The sequence below is a fragment of the Nocardia vinacea NBRC 16497 genome (assembly GCF_000308835.1).
GTDB classification, from domain to species: Bacteria; Actinomycetota; Actinomycetes; order Mycobacteriales; family Mycobacteriaceae; genus Nocardia; species Nocardia vinacea.
In genome coordinates this window covers 1-19522 of record NZ_BAGN01000054.1, presented here as the reverse complement: position 1 = coordinate 19522, position 19522 = coordinate 1, and the positions used below count along the sequence as shown (strand labels likewise).

Genomic DNA, 19522 nt, shown 5'->3' with positions numbered 1-19522 from the left:
CATGCAGAGGTGCTTACAGCGCCTTGAGTTCCTCGGTGACCGCACCGACCGATTTCTTCGCATCGCCGAAGAGCATGGAGGTGTGGTCGGCGTAGAACAGTGGGTTATCGATGCCGGCGAAACCACTGTTCATCGAACGCTTCAATACGATCACGCTCTTGGCCTGGTCGACGTTGAGCACGGGCATGCCGTAGATCGGGGACGAGGAGTCCTCGCGAGCGGCGGGGTTGGTGACGTCGTTGGCACCGATCACCAAAGCCACATCGGTGCGCGAGAATTCACCGTTGATATCGTCCATTTCCTTGAGCGCGTCATAGGAGACTTCGGCCTCGGCCAAAAGGACGTTCATGTGGCCGGGCATACGACCCGCGACGGGGTGAATCGCATACTTGACCTCGACACCCTTGGCCTCCAACAGTGCTGCCATTTCCTTGACCGCGTGCTGGGCCTGGGCGACGGCCATACCGTAGCCAGGGACCACGATGACCTGATTGGCGTAGGCCATCTGGATCGCGGCATCCGCGGCCGAGGTGGCCTTGGCCTGCTTGGCCTCACCACCGGAAGCATCCGGGGCGGTGCCGCCGCCACCGAATCCACCCGCGACGATCGCGGGGATGGAGCGGTTCATGGCCTTGGCCATCAGGTTGGTCAGGATGGTGCCGGACGCGCCGACGATCATGCCCGCCACGATCATGGCGGTGTTGTTGAGCGCCAAACCCGCGGCGGCAGCGGACAAACCGGTCAGCGCGTTGAGCAGCGAGATGACGACCGGCATGTCCGCGCCGCCGATGGGTAGCACCACCATCAGGCCGAGCACACCGGCGAGCACGAGCACCGCGATCATCCAGTACTGGGGCACACCATCCTTGGTGGCGCCGATACCGATCACCACGGCGGCCGCGATCGCGCCGACGAGTAGCAGCAGGTTCAGTGGCTGCTGTAGTTTGCCGATCCCGATCGGCTTGCCGGGCAGGATCTCCTGCAGTTTGCCGAACGCGATCAGCGAACCCCAGAACGACACCGACCCGATGATCGCCGCGAACAGCGATCCGACCACGATGTGCACGGTCGGCTCTTCATCGAAGTGCGAGAAGCCTTGGGAATTGATGAATTCCGACCAGGCGATCAGAGCGACGGTGCCACCACCGACACCGTTGAACGCGGCCACCAACTGCGGCATCGCGGTCATCTTGGTGAACTTCGCCGGCGGCACACCGAGGGCGATACCGACCACGAGGCCCGCGATGATCAGGATCCAGTTGCTGGTGTGGCGCACCGAGATCAGTGTCGCGACGACCGCGATGAACATGCCGACCGCGGCGATCAGGTTGCCGCGCACCGCGGTCTTGGGGCCGGTCAACCCCATCAGACCGTAGATGAACATGCCGAAGGCGATGATGTAGAGCCCGTTGACCAGATAGGTCACATTGTCGAAGGTATGCATCACGCAGCTCCCTCTGACCGCTCCGCGGAGGCAACCTTCACCGGTGCGGCCTTCTTACCTTTGAACATCCCCAGCATCCGGTCGGTCACCACGAACCCACCGATCACGTTCAGGGTTCCGAACACGACCGCGACGAACAGGATGATCTGGGTCAGGATCGACGGATCCTGCACGTTCCCGAGAGTGACCAACGCACCCAACACGACAATGCCGTGAATAGCGTTGGTACCCGACATCAACGGCGTATGCAGGGTATTGGGGACCTTCGAGATGACCGCGAACCCCACGAACCCGGACAACACCAGGATCGCGATATTCGCCAACAGTTCGGTGTACATCAGGCATCCACCTCACGAGTAACACAGGAGTCCGCGAGCACCTGATCGGAGAAATCGGGCGACAGCTTCCCATCGACCAACATCAGCTCCAACAGCGCCGCAATATTTTTCGAGTACAACTCCGAGGCATGCTCGGGCATCGTCGCGGGCAGATTCAACGGCGAAGCGATCGTCACCTCATGCTTGACCACGACCTCACCGGGCTCGGTCAACTCGCAGTTGCCGCCGGTCTCACCGGCCAGATCCACGATCACACTGCCGGGCTTCATACCCTCCACCGCTGCTGCGGTGACCAAGCGGGGCGCGGGGCGGCCGGGCACCAGCGCAGTGGTGATCACCACGTCGAAGCCCTTGATCGCATCCTCCAACGCCTGCTGCTGCTTGGCCTTTTCCTCATCGGTGAGCTCACGGGCATAACCACCCTCACCGGCAGCATCGATCCCCAGATCGAGCCACTGCGCACCGACCGACCGCACCTGGTCTGCGACCTCGGGCCGCACGTCGTAGCCGGTGGTTCGGCCACCCAGACGCTTCGCCGTCGCCAGAGCCTGCAGACCCGCGACGCCCACACCGAGCACCAGCACGGTCGCGGGCTTCACCGTGCCCGCCGCGGTGGTCAGCATCGGGAAGAAGCGCGTGGATTCCGACGCCGCCAGCAGCACAGCCTTGTACCCGGAGACATTGGCCTGCGAGGACAGCGCATCCATCACCTGGGCCCGCGAAATACGCGGAATCGACTCCACGGCAAAGGCCTGCACCCCGGCCGATTTCAGTGCCGGAATCTGGTTATCGGCATTGCGCGGGGCGAGGAAGCCGATCAGGGTTTGCCCGCTGTGCAGCTTCGCCACCTCGGCGTCACTGGGCGGAGCAACCTTCACGACCACATCGGCCGACCACGGATCACCGATAGTCGCGCCCGCATCCACATAGGCCGCGTCCGGAATGAGCGCACCGAGCCCGGCGCCCGCTTCGACCACCACCTCCACGCCCTGCTTCAGCAGGCTCGGGATGATCTTGGGCACCAATGCGACACGCCGCTCGCCCGCGTTTGACTCGCGAACGACTCCGACACGCGCTCCGCGCGGCGACTGATCGCCTACGCTCTGCGTTGTCTCCACTTGTCAGACTTCCTTCTCTGGCTGAGCTTCAAGCAACCGGTCGACGGCCGGACGATGTTACTTTTGAGTAAGTTCGTCCAAATCTTCGCAACTGTACCCGGCTCGCGGTGAGCGTAGCTGAGATGGCGGTCACAAGTTGCGGCCGGATTCCGCCGTTATGTCGGATTCGCGACCAACATCAAGGTTCGAATCCTGGTCGGTGCGGCGCAATACCTCCACATAGTGACGTGCGTCATGCCGAGTATGTTCCCGGTGAGCGGTACGCCGTATGGTCGGCGGTGTGAACGACTGCGTCTTCTGCCGCATCGCGGTGGGGCAGGCCCCGGCGACCAAGGTCTACGAGGACGACACGCTGTGCGCGTTCCTGGACATTCGTCCGATCGCCCGCGGCCACACCCTGGTCATCCCGAAGCGACACGCATCCGAATTGGAGGATCTGGATGCCGAATTGGGAGCGCACATCTTCCGCGCCGGACACCGGCTCGCGCTCGCGCTCAGGCGCAGCGACCTGGCCGCGGACGGCGCGAATCTCGTCCTCAATGACGGCACCGCGGCCTTCCAGACCGTCCCGCACGTCCACCTGCACGTGATACCGCGCCGGCACGGCGACAAACTGAGCTTCGCCGCGGGACTGCTGCTGCGGCGCCCGCACGATCCCGAGTCCACCGCGGCCGCCATCCGCGCCGGAATATCGGCATTGGCACACGAAGACGAGACCAGCGCCGAGGAGCGAGAATGACCGACCCGACCCAGGACCGGAACGAGCTGACCGGCCTGCTGTCCGAGCAATGGGAGACGATCGCGACACTGGTCGCCGATCTCGACGAAGAGCGTTGGCGCACACCGTCTCCGCTGCCGGGCTGGTCGCTGTTCGATGTGGTCGCACACGTCGTGGGGACGGAATCCTGGTTGCTCGGTGAACGCCCGCCCGCGCACGATCCGATCCGGCCCAAAACCGATGTGACCACGCTGCCGCATGTGCGCAACGAGTCCGGTGTGCTCAACGAGATCTGGGTCGACCGGCTGCGGCCGCTATCGGGTGAGCGACTGCTCGAGCTGTACCGCGAGGTCACCGACCGCAGGCGCGCGGCGCTCGCATCCTTCGGTGATGCGGAATGGCAGGCCGAGACCGTATCGCCGATCGGCAAGGTCAGCTACGGCCGGTTCATGCGGGTACGGCTGTTCGACTGCTGGATGCACGAACTCGATATCGCCGATGGGCTCGGCGTATCCGTCGACGAGGGCGGACCGCGAGCCGAGCGGGCCTTCGGCGAACTCACCGCCACCATCGGGCGGTCGGTGGCGAAGGGCGCGCAGGCACCGGACGGATCGCGCATCACCTTCGAGCTGACCGGCCCGTTGCCGCGGACGCTGCACGTCGCGGTGGACGGCCGCGCCAATATCGTCGACGAACTGGACGCGCCCGCCACCGTGGTGGTTCGGATGAGCTCCGGCCTGTTCGCCCGGCTGCGCGGCGGACGCACCACGGCGGATGCGCACGAAGGCGAGTTCCGCATTTCCGGCGATGCGGAACTCGGCAACCGACTGGTGCGCAGCCTGGCCTTCACCATCTGAGCCGCGGTGCGACTTTTCCTGTCCAGCTACCGATTCGGCGCACACTACGACCGGCTCGCCGCACTCGTCGGCGAGCCGGGCCGAGTCGCGGTGATTCCGAACGCATGTGACGCCTGGCCTGCTGCCTGGGCGGGCGCGGTCACCAGTGACGTGACTCCGTTGCGCAAACTCGGCTACTCCCCCGACGTGCTGGATCTACGCGAATTCGTCGGTCGCGCAACCGAACTGGAAGCCACCCTGGTGAAATACCCACTGGTGTGGGTGCGCGGCGGCAATACCTTCGTTTTGCGCGCCCAATTCGCCCGCAGCGGAGCCGATTTCGTACTTCCGAAGCTGCTCGCCGCCGATGCGCTGGTGTATGCCGGGTACAGCGCGGGCGCCTGTCTGCTGACCCCGGATCTGCACGGCCTGGAATCCATGGATGACCCGGCCGAGGTCGAACCCGCGTGCGGTATCGAACCGCTTTGGGACGGACTGGGTTTGGTCGATCATCGCATCGTGCCGCATCTGGATTCGGCTACCGATCCGGACGGTGAGTCCGCGCTACTCGCCGCCCGCTACCGGACCGAGGGCATCGCGCACTGGGCGCTCACCGACGACGATGTCGTCGTGGTCGAGGGCAGCGAGATCGAGATCTTGCGATAGGCCGCGGAACACCACCCAGCGCATCGCGCTGTACATGTAGACCGCCTCGCATGCCCCCGCCAACAGCCGCGACAGATGGTATTCCAATCCCAGCGCGGCCAGTCCGCTGCCGACGCCGAGGATGAAGGCGAGGTAGTTGATCACGACAACCACCACGTACACCACCGCTTGCCTGCCGACCGGTGCGTGCGAGTGGAAGTTGAACGTGCGATTGAGCACGAAGCTGAGCCCGAACGCGCAGATATAGGCCACCGTCACCGATAGCCATACGGGCAGTCCCAGCCAACCGTGCAGCACCGTGAGCAGCGCCAAATCGACACCGAAGGTGAACCCGTTGATCAGCGCGAAGCCGAGAAACGTCGGGGCGACAAGGCGATTCAGCCCCGAGGGCAGCCGCGCGACGACGGCCTCGCACCAGCGAGAGAAGCCCGCCACCAGGGACTCGGTGCTCGTCACGCCGCCAGCATGCCAGCGGCAGGTGTCCACCAGATGATCGTCCAGGAAACAAGATCGGGTGGCACCCGACCCGATCAGCCGATCTGGGTGAGCGGCGAACGGTCCAGGGCCGACCAGGCGACGAGGCAGCGGCGGCGGGTGACGTCGTCGACGTCTTCCAGGAGGGCGTCGAGCAGGAGGCGGGGTTTACGCTGCCACTGGTCGGACAGGGTGGCGATCACGGTCTTGCCGAACATGCCCGAGCGATCCAGTGCCTTGATCCATTCGGCGATATCGCCCGCGTGGATGCGGCGCAATGAATCCGGATCGATCCCCCCGTCGACAACTTCGTAGGAGAACACCGCAGCGACCAAATCACGGTAATCCGGCGACTCGACCTGCATGAGACCTCCTCGGCGCGCCTGCGCACCTACTGGAATCGGACGGCGCCCCGAACGGGCGCCTTGCCCGGAATTCTTATCGGCCTACGGACTCGGCACCACTGGAACGGCCCACATCCCACCGGGCTCCGCGTTGTAGCAACCTCCAGGGAGAACCGGACACGCGGCTGTTACAGTCGGGCACTCACCCTGGCCCGTACCCGCCGTATAGCGTGAGTCGTGTGGACCTGCATGACCTGATCTCCAGCCTGCCCGACGGCACGGTACTCACCGATCCCGACCTGCTGGCGGGCTATCGGCAGGACTGGGCACGCGATCCGAGCGCAGGCACACCGCTGGCCGTGGTCCGCGCGACCGGTACCGATGATGTCGCGGCAACGTTGCGGTGGGCGCACGAACACCAGGTCGCAGTGGTGCCGCGCGGGGCCGGATCCGGACTGTCCGGCGGTGCGACGGCCGTCGATGGCGGCATCGTGCTCAGCACCGAACGCATGCGCGCGATCACCGTCGACCCGGTAACCCGCACCGCGGTGGTCCAGCCCGGCCTGCTCAATGCGGAGGTCAAACGTGCGGTCGCCGAGCAGGGCCTGTGGTATCCGCCGGACCCGTCCTCCTTCGAAATTTGCTCGATCGGCGGCAATGCGGCCACCAATGCGGGCGGCCTGTGCTGTGTGAAATACGGCGTAACCACCGATTACGTGCTCGGCATGGAGGTGGTGCTCGCCGATGGCACGGTGGTGCGGCTCGGCGGGCCACGGCTGAAGGATTCGGCGGGCCTGTCGCTGACCAAGATGTTCGTCGGCAGCGAGGGCACGCTCGGGGTGATCACCGAACTCACCCTGCGGCTGCTGCCCGCCCAACCGCCGCAGTCCACCGTGGTCGCGACCTTCGCGACGCTGACCGCCGCCACCGAGGCCATCCTCGGCATCACCGGCACCCTGCGGCCCGCCATGCTCGAGTTCATGGATGCCGTCGCGATCAATGCGGTGGAGGACGAGATGCGGATGGGTCTGGATCGCGAGGCCGCCGCACTGCTGGTCGCCCGCTCCGACGCACCGGGCGAATTCGCCAGGCACGAAGCTGAAATCATGGTCGGCATCTGCGAAAAGGCCGGTGCCACCGAGGTTTTTCACACCGAGGATCCGGAGGAAGGCGAAGCCTTCACCGCCGCACGACGTTTCGCCATTCCGGCGGTGGAGAAGATCGGGCCGCTGCTGCTCGAGGACGTCGGTGTTCCGCTGCCGCGGCTCGCCGATCTGGTCAACGGTATCGCCGCCATCGGCGCCCGCAATGACGTGCTGGTTTCGGTGATCGCGCACGCCGGGGACGGCAATACCCACCCGCTCATCGTGCATGATCCGACCGATGCGGAGCTGACCGAACGCGCGCACCGCGCCTTCGGCGAGATCATGGATCTGGCCATCGAGCTCGGCGGCACCATTACCGGCGAACACGGCGTCGGCCGGTTGAAGAAGGCATGGCTGCCCGATCAACTCGGCCCAGATGTGATGACACTCACTCGCCGGATCAAGGATGCGCTCGACCCGCATGGCATTCTCAACCCAGGCGCGATTCTGTAGACGGAACATTCCCGGCCGCTGAGGAGTTTCACCCGATCATGACCACCAGGCTCGAGCACAATGTCGCCGATACCCGATTCGAGATCTATCTCGACGACACCCTTGCCGGGTACGCCGACTACGCCGAACGCGAAGACCCGAAAGTTAGGGACTTCCACCACACCATGACCTTTCCGGAGTTCCGCGGCCGTGGCGTGGCTGCACAGGTGGTCGAATACGCGCTGCAAGATTCGCGCGCTCAGGGCTTCGCCATCATCCCGACCTGCTGGTACGTCGAGCAGTACATCACGGAGCACCGCGAATACGCCGATCTGGTCGCCTAACACAGGTAGCGCGGATTCGGTGAGCATCAGTGCCCCGAATAATCAAAAAAGACCGGGTGTTCACACCGCTCGGCGCAGCGGCGTGAACACCCGGTCGGTATTGCGCTATCAGCCCCGCAACAGCGCGCGCGACATGACGACACGCTGAATCTGGTTGGTGCCCTCATAGATCTGAGTGATCTTGGCGTCGCGCATCATTCGCTCCACCGGGAAGTCGGTGGTGTAGCCCGCGCCGCCGAAGAGCTGCACGGCGTTGGTGGTGACCTCCATGGCCACATCGGAGGCGAAGCACTTGGCGGCAGCGGAGATGAAGCCGAGGTTCTTCTCGCCGCGCTCGGCGCGGGCCGCGGAGGTGTAGACCATGAGGCGGGCGGCCTCGATCTTCATCGCCATATCGGCGAGCATGAACTGGGTGTTCTGGAAGTCGGCGATCGCGGTGCCGAACTGCTTGCGGTCCTTGGTGTAAGCGATCGCGGCGTCCAGTGCGCCCTGCGCGATGCCGACGGCCTGCGCGCCGATGGTCGGGCGGGTGTGATCGAGGGTCTGCAGCGCGGTCTTGAAGCCGGTACCCGGCGCGCCGACGATGCGGTCACCCGGCACCCGGCAGTTCTCGAAATACAGTTCGGCGGTTGGCGATCCCTTGATGCCGAGCTTGTGCTCGAGCGGGCCGACCACGAAGCCCTCGTCATCCTTGTGCACCAGGAATGCGGAGATGCCGTTGGCGCCCTTCTCCGCATCGGTCACCGCCATGACGGTGTACCAGGAAGACTTGCCGCCGTTGGTGATCCAGCACTTGGAGCCGTTGATGATCCAGTCGTCGCCGTCCTGCTTGGCACGGGTGCGCATGCCGGCGGCATCGGAGCCGGCCTCACGCTCGGACAGCGCGTAGGAGGCCATCTCGCCGTTGACGATATCCGGCAGCACCTTCTGCTTGAGCTCCTCGGAACCGTTGAGGATCAGGCCCATGGTGCCGAGCTTGTTGACCGCGGGGATCAGCGAGGACGAACCGCAGACGCGGGCGACCTCTTCGATCACGATGCAGGTGGCGACCGAGTCCGCGCCCTGGCCGCCGTAGGCCTCGGGCACGTGCACCGCGTTGAAGCCCGCGGCGTTCAGCGCGGTGAGCGCCTCCTCCGGGAAGCGGGCGTTGCCGTCGACGTCCTTGGCGTACGGAGCGATTTCCTTCTCCGCCAGTCCGCGGATGGCCGCACGCAGTTCGTCGTGGAAGTCCTCGAGCTGGAAAAGGTTGAAATCGGGGTTTCCCGCCATGGGACACACTCCTGGGTTTGTCGGTCGTGATTTTGCTGGATCAGAGTTCCAACGGTCGGCACTCAGTGCCATTCTTCGATCGAGTATACGCCCAGAGAGCTACGTCAAGTGCGGTTACATCGTGGCACTGAGTGTCAGATACTGCATAGTATGACTCCAGTCACAGACTACCGAGCTGCCGCGTCACCAGATCCGCGACCTGCCTCGGCGGCATATCCCTCGGGAACACCGCGACCACCATTTCCGCCGTCCCCGATCCGCGCCCACGCGGAATCGCCGCCAACTCCTCGCGCAGATCCGCCGCACCGGCATCCGATTCGCCGCGCACCATCCGGCGCAGCAGGTAGTTGTGTGTGGCCGTCACCGCGGCCGTGAACTGCACCCGCGCCAGATCCGGCACCTCCGGCAGCCGCTCACGCAGATAGTCGGTGAACAACCGCTCGTACCGGAACACGGTCACGATCTCGCGCTCGCGCAGTGCGGGCACCTCGCGCACCACCCGATATCGCCGCTCGGCGATCTCACGCCACTGGGTGAACCGCTCGAACACCTGCACCACCGCGGCACAGACCGCCTCCCACGGATCCCCCTGCGCCGCCGCCAAGAACTCCGCCGCCCGCGCCAACTGCGACTCGTGATCGGCGAAGATCACATCCTCCTTCGACCGGAACTGCCGAAAGAACGTCCGCCGCGAAATCCCCGCCGCCTCCGCGATCTCATCGACGGTCGTCGCCTCATACCCCTGCTCGGCGAACAACCGCAGTGCCTGATCCACGACGGTCAGCCGAAACCTGGCCGCATCATCCCCATTACGCCCCCGAACGGTTTCCTCAATCGCCACCGCATCACCGTACTGACCCCGGCCGATGCGTGATCCGCATGGCCGAAAATCGACGCGAGGACTCAGCTGTGGCCGAGGAGTTTGCTGCGGAGCGCATCATCCTTCTCCAGGACCATGGCTTCCAGGCCGGCCTGGAACCGCTCCATCCGGGTGCGCAGGGCGGAGTCGGCGGTGGCGAGGATGCGGGCGGCGAGCAGGCCGGCATTGCGCGCGCCGCCGATGGAGACGGTGGCCACCGGCACGCCCGCAGGCATCTGGACGATGGACAGCAGGGAGTCCATGCCGTCGAGGTATTTGAGCGGGACGGGGACGCCGATGACCGGGAGCGGGGTGGCGGAGGCGACCATGCCGGGCAGGTGGGCGGCGCCGCCCGCGCCCGCGATGATGACCTTCAGGCCGCGGCCCGCCGCCTCACGGGCGTAGTCGAGCATGCGCTGGGGTGTGCGGTGCGCCGAGACGACGCCGACCTCGAAGCGAATATCGAACTCCGCCAAGGCGATTGCGGCGGCCTCCATGGTCGGCCAGTCGGAGTCGCTGCCCATGATCAGGCCAACTTGCGCATTACTCACCGTGGGGATCCCATCCGTCGGTCCAAATCGCGTGCGACATCCAGTGCGCCGCGCGCTCGGCCTGCTCGCGCACCACGGCGACATCGTCGCCGAGCACGTTGATATGCCCGATCTTGCGATCCGGGCGTTCGCCCTTGCCGTACAGATGCACCTTCGCCTGCGGCAATCTGGCGAAGAGGTGGTGCAGCCGCTCGTCCATCGACATGGTCGGCGCCTCGGCCGCGCCGAGAATATTCGCCATCACCGTGACCGGCGCCAACGGACTGGTGTCGCCGAGCGGATAGTCGAGCACCGCGCGCAGATGCTGTTCGAATTGGCCGGTGCACGCGCCGTCCATGCCCCAGTGACCGGAGTTGTGCGGGCGCATGGCCAGTTCGTTGATCAGCAGGGCGCCGTCGTTGGTTTCGAAGAGTTCGACGGCCATCGCCCCGACCACACCGAGTTCCTTGGCCAGGTTCAGCGCGAGCGTCTCGGCCTGCGCGGCCAATTCGTCACTCAGGTCCGGCGCGGGCGCGATCACCACGGCGCACTGGCCATTGCGCTGCACCGTCTCCACCACCGGCCAGGTCGCGGCCTGACCGAATGGTGAACGCGCCACCATCGCCGAAAGTTCGCGTTTGAGATCCACCTTGGCCTCGGCGAGCAACTGCACGCCATGCGCGAGCTGATCGGAAACGATCGTCTCGGCCTCGCCCGCTGATTCCGGCATCCAGACACCGCGCCCGTCGTAGCCGCCGCGCACCGCCTTCAGCACGATCCGCCAGTCGTGCTCGTCACCGAATCGCACCGCGTCGGCCGCCGAAGTAACGGGCACGAAGGCGGGCACGGGCAACCCGAGCTCGGACAGCTTGGTCCGCATGGCCAGCTTGTCCTGCGCGAAGACCAGCGCGTGCGGCGGCGGCTGCACATTCACCCCCTCGGCGACCAGCGCCTCCAGATGTTCGGTCGGCACATGCTCGTGATCGAAGGTGAGCGCGTGCGAACCGACGGCGGCCTTACGCAGCGCGGTCAGATCGGTGTGGCTGCCCAGTACGACCTCGGGGCTCACCTGTGCGGCCGGGTCATCGGGATTCTCGGCCAGCACCCGCAGCCGCTGACCGAGCGCGATGGCGGCCTGGTGCGTCATGCGCGCGAGCTGGCCACCACCGATCATGGTGACGGTGGGCATGGCGGCAGGATCGAATGAACGGCGGGACCTCACGTCGTGCAATCTTGTCATGTCCGAGCGCAATGATCCCTACCGGTACACTCGGGCCTTGTGTCTTTCGTCGACGACGTGGTCAACGTCCTCCCCAAGCCCCTGCGGGAGATCGCTTACCGCCACCACGAACTGATCAAATTCGCCATCGTCGGCGCGACCACCTTCATCATCGACTCGGGCATCTTCTATGTGCTCAAGTGGACCGTGCTGGAGACCAAGCCGGTCACCGCGAAGATCATCTCCGGCGTGATCGCGGTCATCTGCTCCTACATCCTCAACCGCGAGTGGTCGTTCAAGAACCGCGGCGGACGTGAGAAGCACCACGAAGCGCTGCTGTTCTTCGGCGTCAGCGGCGTCGGTGTCGTGCTGAGCTTCATCCCGCTGTGGATCTCCAGCTACGTCTTCGACCTACGCCAGCCCGATGTGAGCTTCACCGTCGAGAACATCGCGGACTTCATCAGCGCCTTCATCATCGGCAACCTGCTGCAGATGGCGTTCCGCTTCTGGTCGATGCGCCGCTGGGTGTTCCCGGACGAGATCAGCGAGCTCGTCGAGGAAATCGAGGAGATGCTCGAGGAAGAGCAGCTCGGCCACAGTTAGCGCGGCTCGGGCGCCTGCGCGCCGTTGGGTGTGCGTTGCGACGCACTGGATCCGAGGAACATCGCGAACAGCGCAGGGCGGCGGCGCTGCAATTCCAAGCGTCCACCATCGGCCTCGATGAGTGCCCTCGCGAGGGCGAGTCCGACACCGGTCGAGCCGCCGGCGGAGAAGCCGCGGTCGAAGATGTGCGGCGCGAGTTCGTCACGGACGCCGTCGCCCTCGTCGGCGACCTCGACCACCACCAAGGGCTCCCGATCGCTGACGGTGCGCACCGTGCGCACCGATACCGTGCAGGTGCCGCCGCCGTGCATCAGCGCATTGTCGACCAGCACGGCGAGTGCTTCGCGCAGCCGGGAACCGGTGATCGGCGCGCGCAGCGATTCGTCGCCGATCAGCCGCAGGATCCGGCCCGCCTCGGTGAACGGATGCGACCATTCCTCGACAACACCGCGCAGTTCGTCCATCACCGGCACCGGATCGCGATCGGCGGCATCCTCGTCGCGCGAGGCCCGGACCAGATCGTCGATCGCATCGGTCAGCCGGTCGACCTGCGCCATTGCTTCCTCGGCCTCGTGCACCACGGCCGGATCGGAATGCGCGGACAATTCGTCCAGCCGCAATCGCACCGCGGTCAGGCGACTGCGCAGCTGATGCGAAACGTCCGCGACCAGCGCATGCTCGCGCTGCAGTCGCCCGGCGATCTCGACGGTCGCCGAATCGAGCACATCGGAAACCCGGTCCAGTTCGGAAATCCCGTGCCGCCGCGGATCCGGCCGGAAGTCCCCCATGGCCAGCCGGGCGGCTCGGGCCGCGACATCACGGAGCGGATCGGCGACCCGGCGTGCGGTGATCATCGCCACCGACACCGCCGCGGCCAGTGAGGCGAGCACCGCGAAGGCCACCACCGCGACGGCCTGGATCTGCCGGGTATGCATCGGCCCCGACGGCACCTCCAGGCGCAACGAACCCTCGGTGCCCATCGCCAGCGATTCCACCACCGGATCGTGGACCTGCTCCGCGCCGATATCGAGCCGGGACGCATTGTCCTGCGGCGCCGGATAGATGATGGTCAGCTTGCCGTCCTTGGGGATCAGCGGCCGCACCAGGCGGGTGTCGAGTTCGCCGAGCACGATGCCGTCGCCGTGTTCCTGGGCGATGATCTCCGCGGCGATCCGCTCCAGCCGGTTCTCCAGATCGTTGCGAGTGATGTCCTCGACCCAGAGCCACGCGGTGTAGATCAGCGGAACGCCGAGCACCACCGTGGTGATGGTCAGCACGGTGAGTATCGATCGCAGGATTCTGCGTCTCATATCAGTTGGGCCGCACCATCAATCGGTATTCAACCGGAAGCCGACACCGCGCACGGTGACGATGCGTCGCTCGGCCATCGGGCCCTCGTCACCGATCTTGCGACGCAGCCAGGACATGTGCATATCCAAGGTTTTCGAACCGCGCAGCTCGGCGTCGCCCCACACCTCCCGCAGGATCGTCTCGCGCGGCACCACCTGGCCCGCCCGATCGATCAAGACCTTGAGCAGCTCGTATTCCTTGTTCGCCAAACCGACTTCGACACCGTTCACCAGCACCCGGCGCGCTGCCGGCTCCAGCCGGATACCGCCGACCTCGACCGCCTCGTCACCGATTCCGCTGCGCCGCAACAATGCTCGAACCCGGGCGAGCAATTCGGCCAACCGGAACGGTTTGCCGACATAGTCGTCCGCGCCCGCGTCCAACCCGACGACGAAGTCCACCTCATCGGTGCGCGCGGTGAGCATCAGCACGGCCAGATCGGCACCGCGGGCGCGCACCTGGCGGCATACCTCGAGCCCGTCCATTCCGGGCAGGCCGAGATCGAGGATGAGCAGATCATGATCGCCCTCCAATGCGCGTTCGAGCACCGCGGGCCCGAAGCGTTCCACGGTGACCGAATAGCCCTCGCGCCCAAGCGCACGCGAGAGCGGTGCGGCGATGGCCTCATCGTCTTCGGCCAGCAGTACGGCGGTCATTGCCCCAGATTATCCCGGGATTCCTCGAACACTTGCCGGTACAGCAGTGCGTGCACCTTTTGCACCTGCGGGATGTCGTCGTATTCGAGCGGTTCCTCCGAGGACGATCCGATGATCAGGGTGCCGGTGCCGAGCATCCGGTCGAACAGCCCGTGCCGGAACTGCACACTCGAAATCCGGCTCATCGGGATATCGATGCCGGTGTGGGTGATCACGCCCTGCCGGATGAGCACCCGGCGGTCGGTCACGATGAAGTGTGTCGACTGCCAGCTGATAATCCTTGCGACACAACGCCATCCGATGAGGCCGAGCCAGATCACCAGCACCACGATCAGCAATACCGAGCGGGTCGTGCCCTCGGTCCTGCGCCAGATCAGTCCCCCGGCGAATCCGGCCAGCGCGGTCGCGATGATGAGCGTCACGATCGGCCAGAACAGCATTTTCCAATGCGGATGACGATGGAGTATCAACTGCTCGTCCGGGGCGAGCACCTCCTCCGGATAACCCATGCCGGAACCCTACCGCGAGAACACGCCGAAAAGCGTGGACAGCGACGCGCGCCGTGCTGCACAATCGGCACCTTGCGCCGTCGCCGCCTCGAGAGGCTCTCGAGTAACCTCGAGATTCCGCACAGGATCGCTCCATAGCCTCGATCCGACGGCAGCCGTTCGACCCGGCTCTGCCGTTCGACTAGCTCTCGTTTTGTTCTGCTCAACGCTCTGCCTGTGAAAAGACAAGTCCGGCTTGACAAGACGTCGAAAAACGATCGTGGAGGCCAGTGTGACCAAGGATCTGACCCAGCTGGAAATCCTGACCGAACTCGAACCGGTGGCCGAACAGAATCTGAACCGCCACCTGTCGATGGCCAAGGACTGGCACCCGCACGACTACGTCCCGTGGGACGAGGGTCGCAACTTCGCCGCGATGGGCGGCCAGGACTGGGAGCCGGAACAGTCCAAACTGAACGAGGTCGCCAAGGCCGCGATGATCACCAACCTGCTCACCGAGGACAACCTGCCCTCCTACCACCGACTGATCGCCGAGAATTTCTCCCAGCACGGCGCGTGGGGCACCTGGGTCGGGCGCTGGACGGCCGAGGAGAATCGACACGGCATCGTCCTGCGTGACTATCTCGTGGTCACCCGTGGCATCGATCCGGTCGCGCTCGAACAGGCCCGCATGATCCATATGACCCGCGGCGTGCCCTCGCCCGAGGACTGGGGCGGATTCCTGGTCAACGTCGCGTACGTGACCTTCCAGGAGCTGGCCACCCGGGTCAGCCACCGCAATACCGGCAAGGTCTGCAACGACGCCATCGCCGATCGCATGCTGCAGCGCGTCGCCGCCGACGAGAACCTGCACATGATCTTCTACCGCAACCTGTGTGGCGCGGGCCTGGATCTGGTTCCCGACCAGGCGATGGCGGCGATCACCATGATCCTGACCAACTTCATCATGCCCGGCTTCGGCATGCCCAACTTCCGCCGCAATGGCGTGCTGATGGCCAAGCACGGCATCTACGATCTGCGCCAGCACCTCGAAGAAGTGGTGCAGCCGGTGCTGAAGAAGTGGAATGTCTTCGACCGCAACGACTTCGGCCCGCGCGGCGAACAGGCACGCCAGCAACTCGCCGAATTCCTGCAGAAGCTGGAGAAGGACGTCCTCAAGTTCGAGGAACAGCGCGACCGCTTGCTCGCCCGCGAGGCGGCGCGCGGCATCATGCAACCGGTTTGACGCTCCGAACGCCGGTGCCGCACAACAGCACCCCTTGCCGGGACTCGTGGGTCGCGCAAGGGGTGCGGACTCTGGGACAGGGTCAGTAGTCGGCGCGCAGGTGGGTCACATCGGCAGCGGAGACGACATGCTCGCCGATGCACAGGCGGCCCGCGCTGTCGACATCGGTGGCGATGCCCTCGAGGGTCTGGCCGCCGGGTAGTTCAGCACGGACGGGTGCGCCGAGGGTGGCGCAGCGGTCGCGGTAGACGCCGATCAGGTCGGTGGTGGCCCAACCGGCGTCACGCCACGCGGTGAAGCGGCGGGCGAATTCGGTCAGCAATGACCGCACGAGCTCGGTGCGGTCGGTGACCTTCGCCCCCGCCAGCGTGAGCGAAGTGGCATGCGGCACCGGCAGTTCCGCCTCGGTGAGACCGACGTTCAGGCCGATCCCGACGACAATGGCGGGTGCCCCACCACCGGAGGCGACTTCGGCCAGGATGCCCGCGACTTTGCGACCATCGATCAGCACATCGTTGGGCCACTTCAGATTCGCGTCCACACCGGCGGTCGCGCGCAGTGCGTCCACCACGGCGACACCGGTGAGCAACGGCAGCCAGCCGAGCGCGGCAGGCTCGATGCCAGGCAGCCGCACCAACACCGACATCGCTATCTGTGCGCGCGGCGGGCTGACCCAGGTGCGAGCGTGCCGACCCCGGCCCTGCTCTTGGGTTTCGGCGAGCAGTACCGCGCGATCGGCTTCGGCCTCCCCGGCCCGAGCGATCAGGTCCGCGTTGGTGGACCCGGTCGACTCCACCACAGCGATGTGGGAGAAGAACGACAGTTCGGGCGACTCGGTGAGACTGCGCCGCAACTGCTCTGCGTCCAACGGGGGCCTGTGCACACCGGCAGGCTATCCGACGAGGTCGTACTCGCGAATCGGTACCGCGACGGACATGCCGTCATCGGATTCCGCTTCGACCTCGGCCCACTCCTGCGGATCCACCACGGTCGGCTCGGTTTCCACGGTCTGCCAACTGGTCCACGAGGTCGCCGCGGCGTGCTCGGCGACTCTGCTGCTCCATCCCCACATGATTTGCTCCTCAGCTAGGTGTGCTTGTCCTCCCATGCACCTCACTGGCCCCCATATCTCGAGCTGAAATGCGAACGTCCTCAGGGTATCCGCGAACCGCCGAGCCGCTCCACTGAATTTTCCGGCCCCCAGCACCGAGTTCGGGTCGGCAATCGACCAGGAAGTTTGCCGCCATTCGCATGTTGGAACATGATCTAGCTGCGGTTTTCTACTGACCGGTAAGCGACACTCGGTTACCGAGAGGCACTGGCACTGGTTACACTCCGGAGCCATGACGAGTGTCCAGCACCAGCCCGCATCGGAATCGGCGGGCGCCCCCGATATCCACACCACCGCTGGGAAGCTGGCTGATCTGCGGAATCGGCTGGAAGAGGCCAAGCACCCGATGGGTGAAGCCGCGGTCGACAAGGTGCACGCCAAGGGCAAGATGACCGCCCGCGAGCGCATCCTGGCACTGCTGGACGAGGGCTCCTTCGTGGAACTGGACGCGCTGGCCCGCCACCGCAGCGTGAACTTCGGCCTGGAGAACAACCGGCCGCTCGGCGACGGCGTGGTGACCGGCTACGGCACCATCGACGGCCGCGACGTCTGCATCTTCAGCCAGGACGTCACCGTCTTCGGCGGCAGCCTCGGCGAGGTCTATGGCGAGAAGATCGTCAAGGTGATGGATCTGGCGCTCAAGACCGGCCGTCCGCTGATCGGCATCAACGAGGGCGCGGGCGCGCGCATCCAAGAGGGCGTCGTCTCGCTCGGCCTCTACGGCGAGATCTTCCACCGCAATATCCAAGCCTCCGGCGTGATCCCGCAGATCTCGCTGATCATGGGTCCGGCCGCCGGTGGGCACGTCTACTCGCCCGCGCTGACCGACTTCGTCGTCATGGTCGACGGCACCAGCCAGATGTTCGTCACCGGACCGGATGTCATCAAGACGGTCACCGGTGAGGACGTCACCATGGAAGACCTCGGCGGCGCGCACACCCACATGACGAAATCCGGTGTCGCGCACTATGTCGCCTCCGGCGAGCAGGACGCGCTGGACTACGTCAAGGATCTGCTGAGCTACCTGCCGAGCAACAACCGCGCCGAAGCCCCGCGCTTCCCGGCCACCGACCCGATCACCGGCGCCATCGAGGATTCGCTCACCGACGAGGACCTCGAGCTGGACACGATCATCCCGGATTCGCCGAACCAGCCCTATGACATGCATGAGGTCATCCGTCGGCTGCTCGACGACGACGAATTCCTCGAGGTGCAGGCCGAGCGCGCGATGAACATCATCGTCGGCTTCGGCCGGATCGACGGCCGCAGCGTCGGCATCGTCGCCAACCAGCCGACCCAGTTCGCGGGCTGCCTCGATATCGACGCCTCGGAGAAGGCCGCGCGCTTCGTGCGCACCTGCGACGCCTTCAATATCCCGATCATCACCCTGGTCGATGTTCCCGGCTTCCTGCCCGGCACCGGCCAGGAATACAACGGCATCATCCGGCGCGGCGCGAAGCTGCTCTACGCCTACGGTGAGGCCACTGTGGGCAAAATCACGATCATCACCCGTAAGGCTTACGGTGGCGCCTATGACGTCATGGGTTCCAAGCATATGGGCGCCGATGTGAACCTCGCGTGGCCGAGTGCTCAGATCGCGGTGATGGGCGCCTCGGGCGCCGTCGGTTTCGTCTACCGCAAGCAGCTGCAAGAGGCCGCGAAGAGCGGAAACGATGTCGATGCGCTGCGCCTGGAGCTGCAGAACGAGTACGAGGACACCCTCGTGAACCCCTACGTGGCCGCCGAGCGCGGGTACGTCGACGCGGTCATCCCGCCCTCGCACACCCGCGGCCAGATCGTCTCGGCGCTGCGTTTGCTCGAGCGCAAGATGGTCACCCTGCCGCCGAAGAAGCACGGCAACATTCCGCTGTGATCAAGCGATAACCTCGATGGGCCGCGCACACTGGTTGCAGAGACGCAATGAGTCGATTCGAGGATGATGATCGCTTGATCCAAATGTCTTCGAGTTGGGCATGGGCTCGATCGAAATAGAGAGAGGATCTGGCACTGTGACGACCGTGGCAGATGAAGATGTGTTGACCGCCGTCGAACTGGATCTCACAGTCGACCCGATCGCGGATGCGGTCGAGGCGGCCGCACCGGCGGCAGCACCGGCCCCTGCGGTGGCCGAGCAGCCGTTCATCCGAGTCATCAAGGGTGCGCCGTCCGACGAGGAAGTCGCGGCGCTGGTATGTGTGCTGTCGGCGGCCGCCAACGACGCCGCGAGTAGCGGACCGGTCGGTCCGTCCGACTCCTGGGGTCGCCCGACCCTGATGCACCGCGGCACCTCGCCGTTCTCTCCGTACGCTTACCCGCAACTGTCACACCTGCG

Annotated in this window: 23 protein-coding genes; 9 read left to right on the top strand and 14 right to left on the bottom strand. The window is 65.5% G+C overall.

Annotation, left to right across the window (positions count from 1 at the left end; translation table 11 throughout):
• Positions 1–13: 13 nt before the first annotated feature.
• Genes ON44_RS06480 through ON44_RS06470 form a run of 3 tightly spaced genes read right to left on the bottom strand, consistent with a single transcriptional unit; the run spans position 14 to position 2900 of the window.
• Complete coding sequence (locus ON44_RS06480) at positions 14–1426, bottom strand: NAD(P)(+) transhydrogenase (Re/Si-specific) subunit beta (RefSeq protein WP_040687037.1); 1413 nt, start codon at positions 1424–1426, stop codon at positions 14–16.
• A 17-nt stretch (positions 1427–1443) separates the two neighbouring features.
• Positions 1444–1782, bottom strand: a complete 339-nt coding sequence (locus ON44_RS06475; protein WP_040687011.1) for an NAD(P) transhydrogenase subunit alpha part 2 — start codon at positions 1780–1782, stop codon at positions 1444–1446.
• On the bottom strand, positions 1782–2900 hold the full coding sequence (locus tag ON44_RS06470) for a Re/Si-specific NAD(P)(+) transhydrogenase subunit alpha (protein WP_040687010.1): 1119 nt from the start codon (positions 2898–2900) through the stop codon (positions 1782–1784). The genes ON44_RS06475 and ON44_RS06470 overlap by 1 nt, the downstream gene beginning before the upstream one ends.
• A gap of 280 nt (positions 2901–3180) precedes the next feature.
• Here ON44_RS06470 and ON44_RS06465 point away from each other — a divergent pair, with 280 nt between their 5' ends.
• The 3 genes from ON44_RS06465 to ON44_RS06455 are packed head-to-tail and all read left to right on the top strand — an operon-like array spanning position 3181 to position 5120.
• Positions 3181–3639 carry an HIT family protein gene (locus ON44_RS06465; RefSeq protein WP_040687036.1) on the top strand — a complete coding sequence of 153 codons (459 nt, stop codon included), beginning with the start codon at positions 3181–3183 and terminating at the stop codon, positions 3637–3639.
• Positions 3636–4475 carry a maleylpyruvate isomerase family mycothiol-dependent enzyme gene (locus ON44_RS06460; protein ID WP_040687008.1) on the top strand — a complete coding sequence of 280 codons (840 nt, stop codon included), beginning with the start codon at positions 3636–3638 and terminating at the stop codon, positions 4473–4475. Before ON44_RS06465 ends, ON44_RS06460 begins: the two co-directional genes overlap by 4 nt.
• A 6-nt stretch (positions 4476–4481) precedes the next feature.
• Positions 4482–5120, top strand: a complete 639-nt coding sequence (locus tag ON44_RS06455; protein WP_040687007.1) for a Type 1 glutamine amidotransferase-like domain-containing protein — start codon at positions 4482–4484, stop codon at positions 5118–5120.
• On the opposite strand, the gene ON44_RS06450 is transcribed toward ON44_RS06455, so the two are convergent.
• Positions 5019–5576, bottom strand: a complete 558-nt coding sequence (locus ON44_RS06450; protein WP_083897687.1) for a GtrA family protein — start codon at positions 5574–5576, stop codon at positions 5019–5021. The genes ON44_RS06455 and ON44_RS06450 overlap by 102 nt on opposite strands.
• 74 nt (positions 5577–5650) lie before the next feature.
• Positions 5651–5959 carry a hypothetical protein gene (locus ON44_RS06445; RefSeq protein WP_040687005.1) on the bottom strand — a complete coding sequence of 103 codons (309 nt, stop codon included), beginning with the start codon at positions 5957–5959 and terminating at the stop codon, positions 5651–5653.
• A gap of 218 nt (positions 5960–6177) precedes the next feature.
• On the opposite strand from ON44_RS06445, the gene ON44_RS06440 reads away from it, so the two are divergent.
• Together ON44_RS06440 and ON44_RS06435 are read left to right on the top strand one after the other, a co-directional pair.
• The gene (locus ON44_RS06440; protein WP_040687003.1) at positions 6178–7536 is read left to right on the top strand and encodes an FAD-binding oxidoreductase; all 1359 of its coding nucleotides are present in this window, start codon (positions 6178–6180) and stop codon (positions 7534–7536) included.
• A gap of 38 nt (positions 7537–7574) precedes the next feature.
• Entirely contained in the window at positions 7575–7859 is a 285-nt protein-coding gene (locus tag ON44_RS06435; RefSeq protein WP_040687002.1) for a GNAT family N-acetyltransferase, read from the top strand.
• A 108-nt stretch (positions 7860–7967) separates the two neighbouring features.
• Here ON44_RS06435 and ON44_RS06430 read toward each other — a convergent pair whose 3' ends face one another.
• The 4 genes from ON44_RS06430 to ON44_RS06415 form a co-directional block, all read right to left on the bottom strand.
• Positions 7968–9128: an acyl-CoA dehydrogenase gene (locus ON44_RS06430; RefSeq protein WP_040687001.1), complete on the bottom strand. Its 1161-nt coding sequence runs from the start codon at positions 9126–9128 to the stop codon at positions 7968–7970.
• Positions 9129–9288: 160 nt separating this feature from the next.
• Entirely contained in the window at positions 9289–9969 is a 681-nt protein-coding gene (locus tag ON44_RS06425) for a TetR family transcriptional regulator (protein WP_245567029.1), read from the bottom strand.
• Between the two features lie 62 nt (positions 9970–10031).
• Positions 10032–10547, bottom strand: coding sequence for a 5-(carboxyamino)imidazole ribonucleotide mutase (purE, locus tag ON44_RS06420; protein ID WP_040687031.1), 516 nt, complete (start codon positions 10545–10547; stop codon positions 10032–10034).
• Positions 10531–11706: a 5-(carboxyamino)imidazole ribonucleotide synthase gene (locus ON44_RS06415; protein ID WP_040687000.1), complete on the bottom strand. Its 1176-nt coding sequence runs from the start codon at positions 11704–11706 to the stop codon at positions 10531–10533. The genes purE and ON44_RS06415 overlap by 17 nt, the downstream gene beginning before the upstream one ends.
• 90 nt (positions 11707–11796) lie before the next feature.
• Between ON44_RS06415 and ON44_RS06410 the strand changes: the two genes are divergently transcribed.
• The gene (locus tag ON44_RS06410; protein ID WP_040686999.1) at positions 11797–12339 is read left to right on the top strand and encodes a GtrA family protein; all 543 of its coding nucleotides are present in this window, start codon (positions 11797–11799) and stop codon (positions 12337–12339) included.
• On the opposite strand, the gene ON44_RS06405 is transcribed toward ON44_RS06410, so the two are convergent.
• From ON44_RS06405 to ON44_RS06395, 3 genes are read right to left on the bottom strand one after another with little or no spacing between them, the layout of a single operon-like run.
• A complete protein-coding gene (locus ON44_RS06405) occupies positions 12336–13649 on the bottom strand; it encodes a sensor histidine kinase (protein WP_040686997.1) in 1314 nt (437 codons plus the stop codon). The two genes, ON44_RS06410 and ON44_RS06405, sit on opposite strands and share 4 nt — an antisense overlap.
• An 18-nt stretch (positions 13650–13667) precedes the next feature.
• The gene (locus tag ON44_RS06400) at positions 13668–14345 is read right to left on the bottom strand and encodes a response regulator transcription factor (protein WP_040686995.1); all 678 of its coding nucleotides are present in this window, start codon (positions 14343–14345) and stop codon (positions 13668–13670) included.
• Positions 14342–14854 carry a PH domain-containing protein gene (locus ON44_RS06395; protein ID WP_040686992.1) on the bottom strand — a complete coding sequence of 171 codons (513 nt, stop codon included), beginning with the start codon at positions 14852–14854 and terminating at the stop codon, positions 14342–14344. The genes ON44_RS06400 and ON44_RS06395 overlap by 4 nt, the downstream gene beginning before the upstream one ends.
• Positions 14855–15125: 271 nt before the next feature.
• On the opposite strand from ON44_RS06395, the gene ON44_RS06390 reads away from it, so the two are divergent.
• Positions 15126–16079 (top strand): acyl-ACP desaturase, encoded by a 954-nt coding sequence (locus ON44_RS06390; RefSeq protein ID WP_040687030.1) that lies wholly within the window; start codon positions 15126–15128, stop codon positions 16077–16079.
• A gap of 82 nt (positions 16080–16161) precedes the next feature.
• On the opposite strand, the gene ON44_RS06385 is transcribed toward ON44_RS06390, so the two are convergent.
• Positions 16162–16962 (bottom strand): biotin--[acetyl-CoA-carboxylase] ligase, encoded by an 801-nt coding sequence (locus tag ON44_RS06385; RefSeq protein WP_040686990.1) that lies wholly within the window; start codon positions 16960–16962, stop codon positions 16162–16164.
• 9 nt (positions 16963–16971) lie between these two features.
• Positions 16972–17151 (bottom strand): hypothetical protein, encoded by a 180-nt coding sequence (locus tag ON44_RS06380; RefSeq protein WP_040686988.1) that lies wholly within the window; start codon positions 17149–17151, stop codon positions 16972–16974.
• Between the two features lie 271 nt (positions 17152–17422).
• Between ON44_RS06380 and ON44_RS06375 the strand changes: the two genes are divergently transcribed.
• Together ON44_RS06375 and ON44_RS06370 are read left to right on the top strand one after the other, a co-directional pair.
• Complete coding sequence (locus ON44_RS06375; RefSeq protein WP_040686987.1) at positions 17423–19063, top strand: acyl-CoA carboxylase subunit beta; 1641 nt, start codon at positions 17423–17425, stop codon at positions 19061–19063.
• 145 nt (positions 19064–19208) lie between these two features.
• Positions 19209–19522: acyl-CoA carboxylase subunit epsilon (locus ON44_RS06370; protein ID WP_373283132.1), on the top strand; the 314-nt coding region annotated here is incomplete at its 3' end.

What these genes read in the sequence shown, in the direction of transcription:
- ON44_RS06475 (WP_040687011.1), bottom strand. Translation starts at nt 1,782, where the DNA reads ATGTACACCGAACTGTTGGCGAATATCGCGATCCTGGTGTTGTCCGGG.
- ON44_RS06460 (WP_040687008.1), top strand. Translation starts at nt 3,636, where the DNA reads ATGACCGACCCGACCCAGGACCGGAACGAGCTGACCGGCCTGCTGTCC.
- ON44_RS06445 (WP_040687005.1), bottom strand. Translation starts at nt 5,959, where the DNA reads ATGCAGGTCGAGTCGCCGGATTACCGTGATTTGGTCGCTGCGGTGTTC.
- ON44_RS06435 (WP_040687002.1), top strand. Translation starts at nt 7,575, where the DNA reads ATGACCACCAGGCTCGAGCACAATGTCGCCGATACCCGATTCGAGATC.
- ON44_RS06430 (WP_040687001.1), bottom strand. Translation starts at nt 9,128, where the DNA reads ATGGCGGGAAACCCCGATTTCAACCTTTTCCAGCTCGAGGACTTCCAC.
- ON44_RS06415 (WP_040687000.1), bottom strand. Translation starts at nt 11,706, where the DNA reads ATGCCCACCGTCACCATGATCGGTGGTGGCCAGCTCGCGCGCATGACG.
- ON44_RS06405 (WP_040686997.1), bottom strand. Translation starts at nt 13,649, where the DNA reads ATGAGACGCAGAATCCTGCGATCGATACTCACCGTGCTGACCATCACC.
- ON44_RS06400 (WP_040686995.1), bottom strand. Translation starts at nt 14,345, where the DNA reads ATGACCGCCGTACTGCTGGCCGAAGACGATGAGGCCATCGCCGCACCG.
- ON44_RS06395 (WP_040686992.1), bottom strand. Translation starts at nt 14,854, where the DNA reads ATGGGTTATCCGGAGGAGGTGCTCGCCCCGGACGAGCAGTTGATACTC.
- ON44_RS06380 (WP_040686988.1), bottom strand. Translation starts at nt 17,151, where the DNA reads ATGTGGGGATGGAGCAGCAGAGTCGCCGAGCACGCCGCGGCGACCTCG.
- ON44_RS06375 (WP_040686987.1), top strand. Translation starts at nt 17,423, where the DNA reads ATGACGAGTGTCCAGCACCAGCCCGCATCGGAATCGGCGGGCGCCCCC.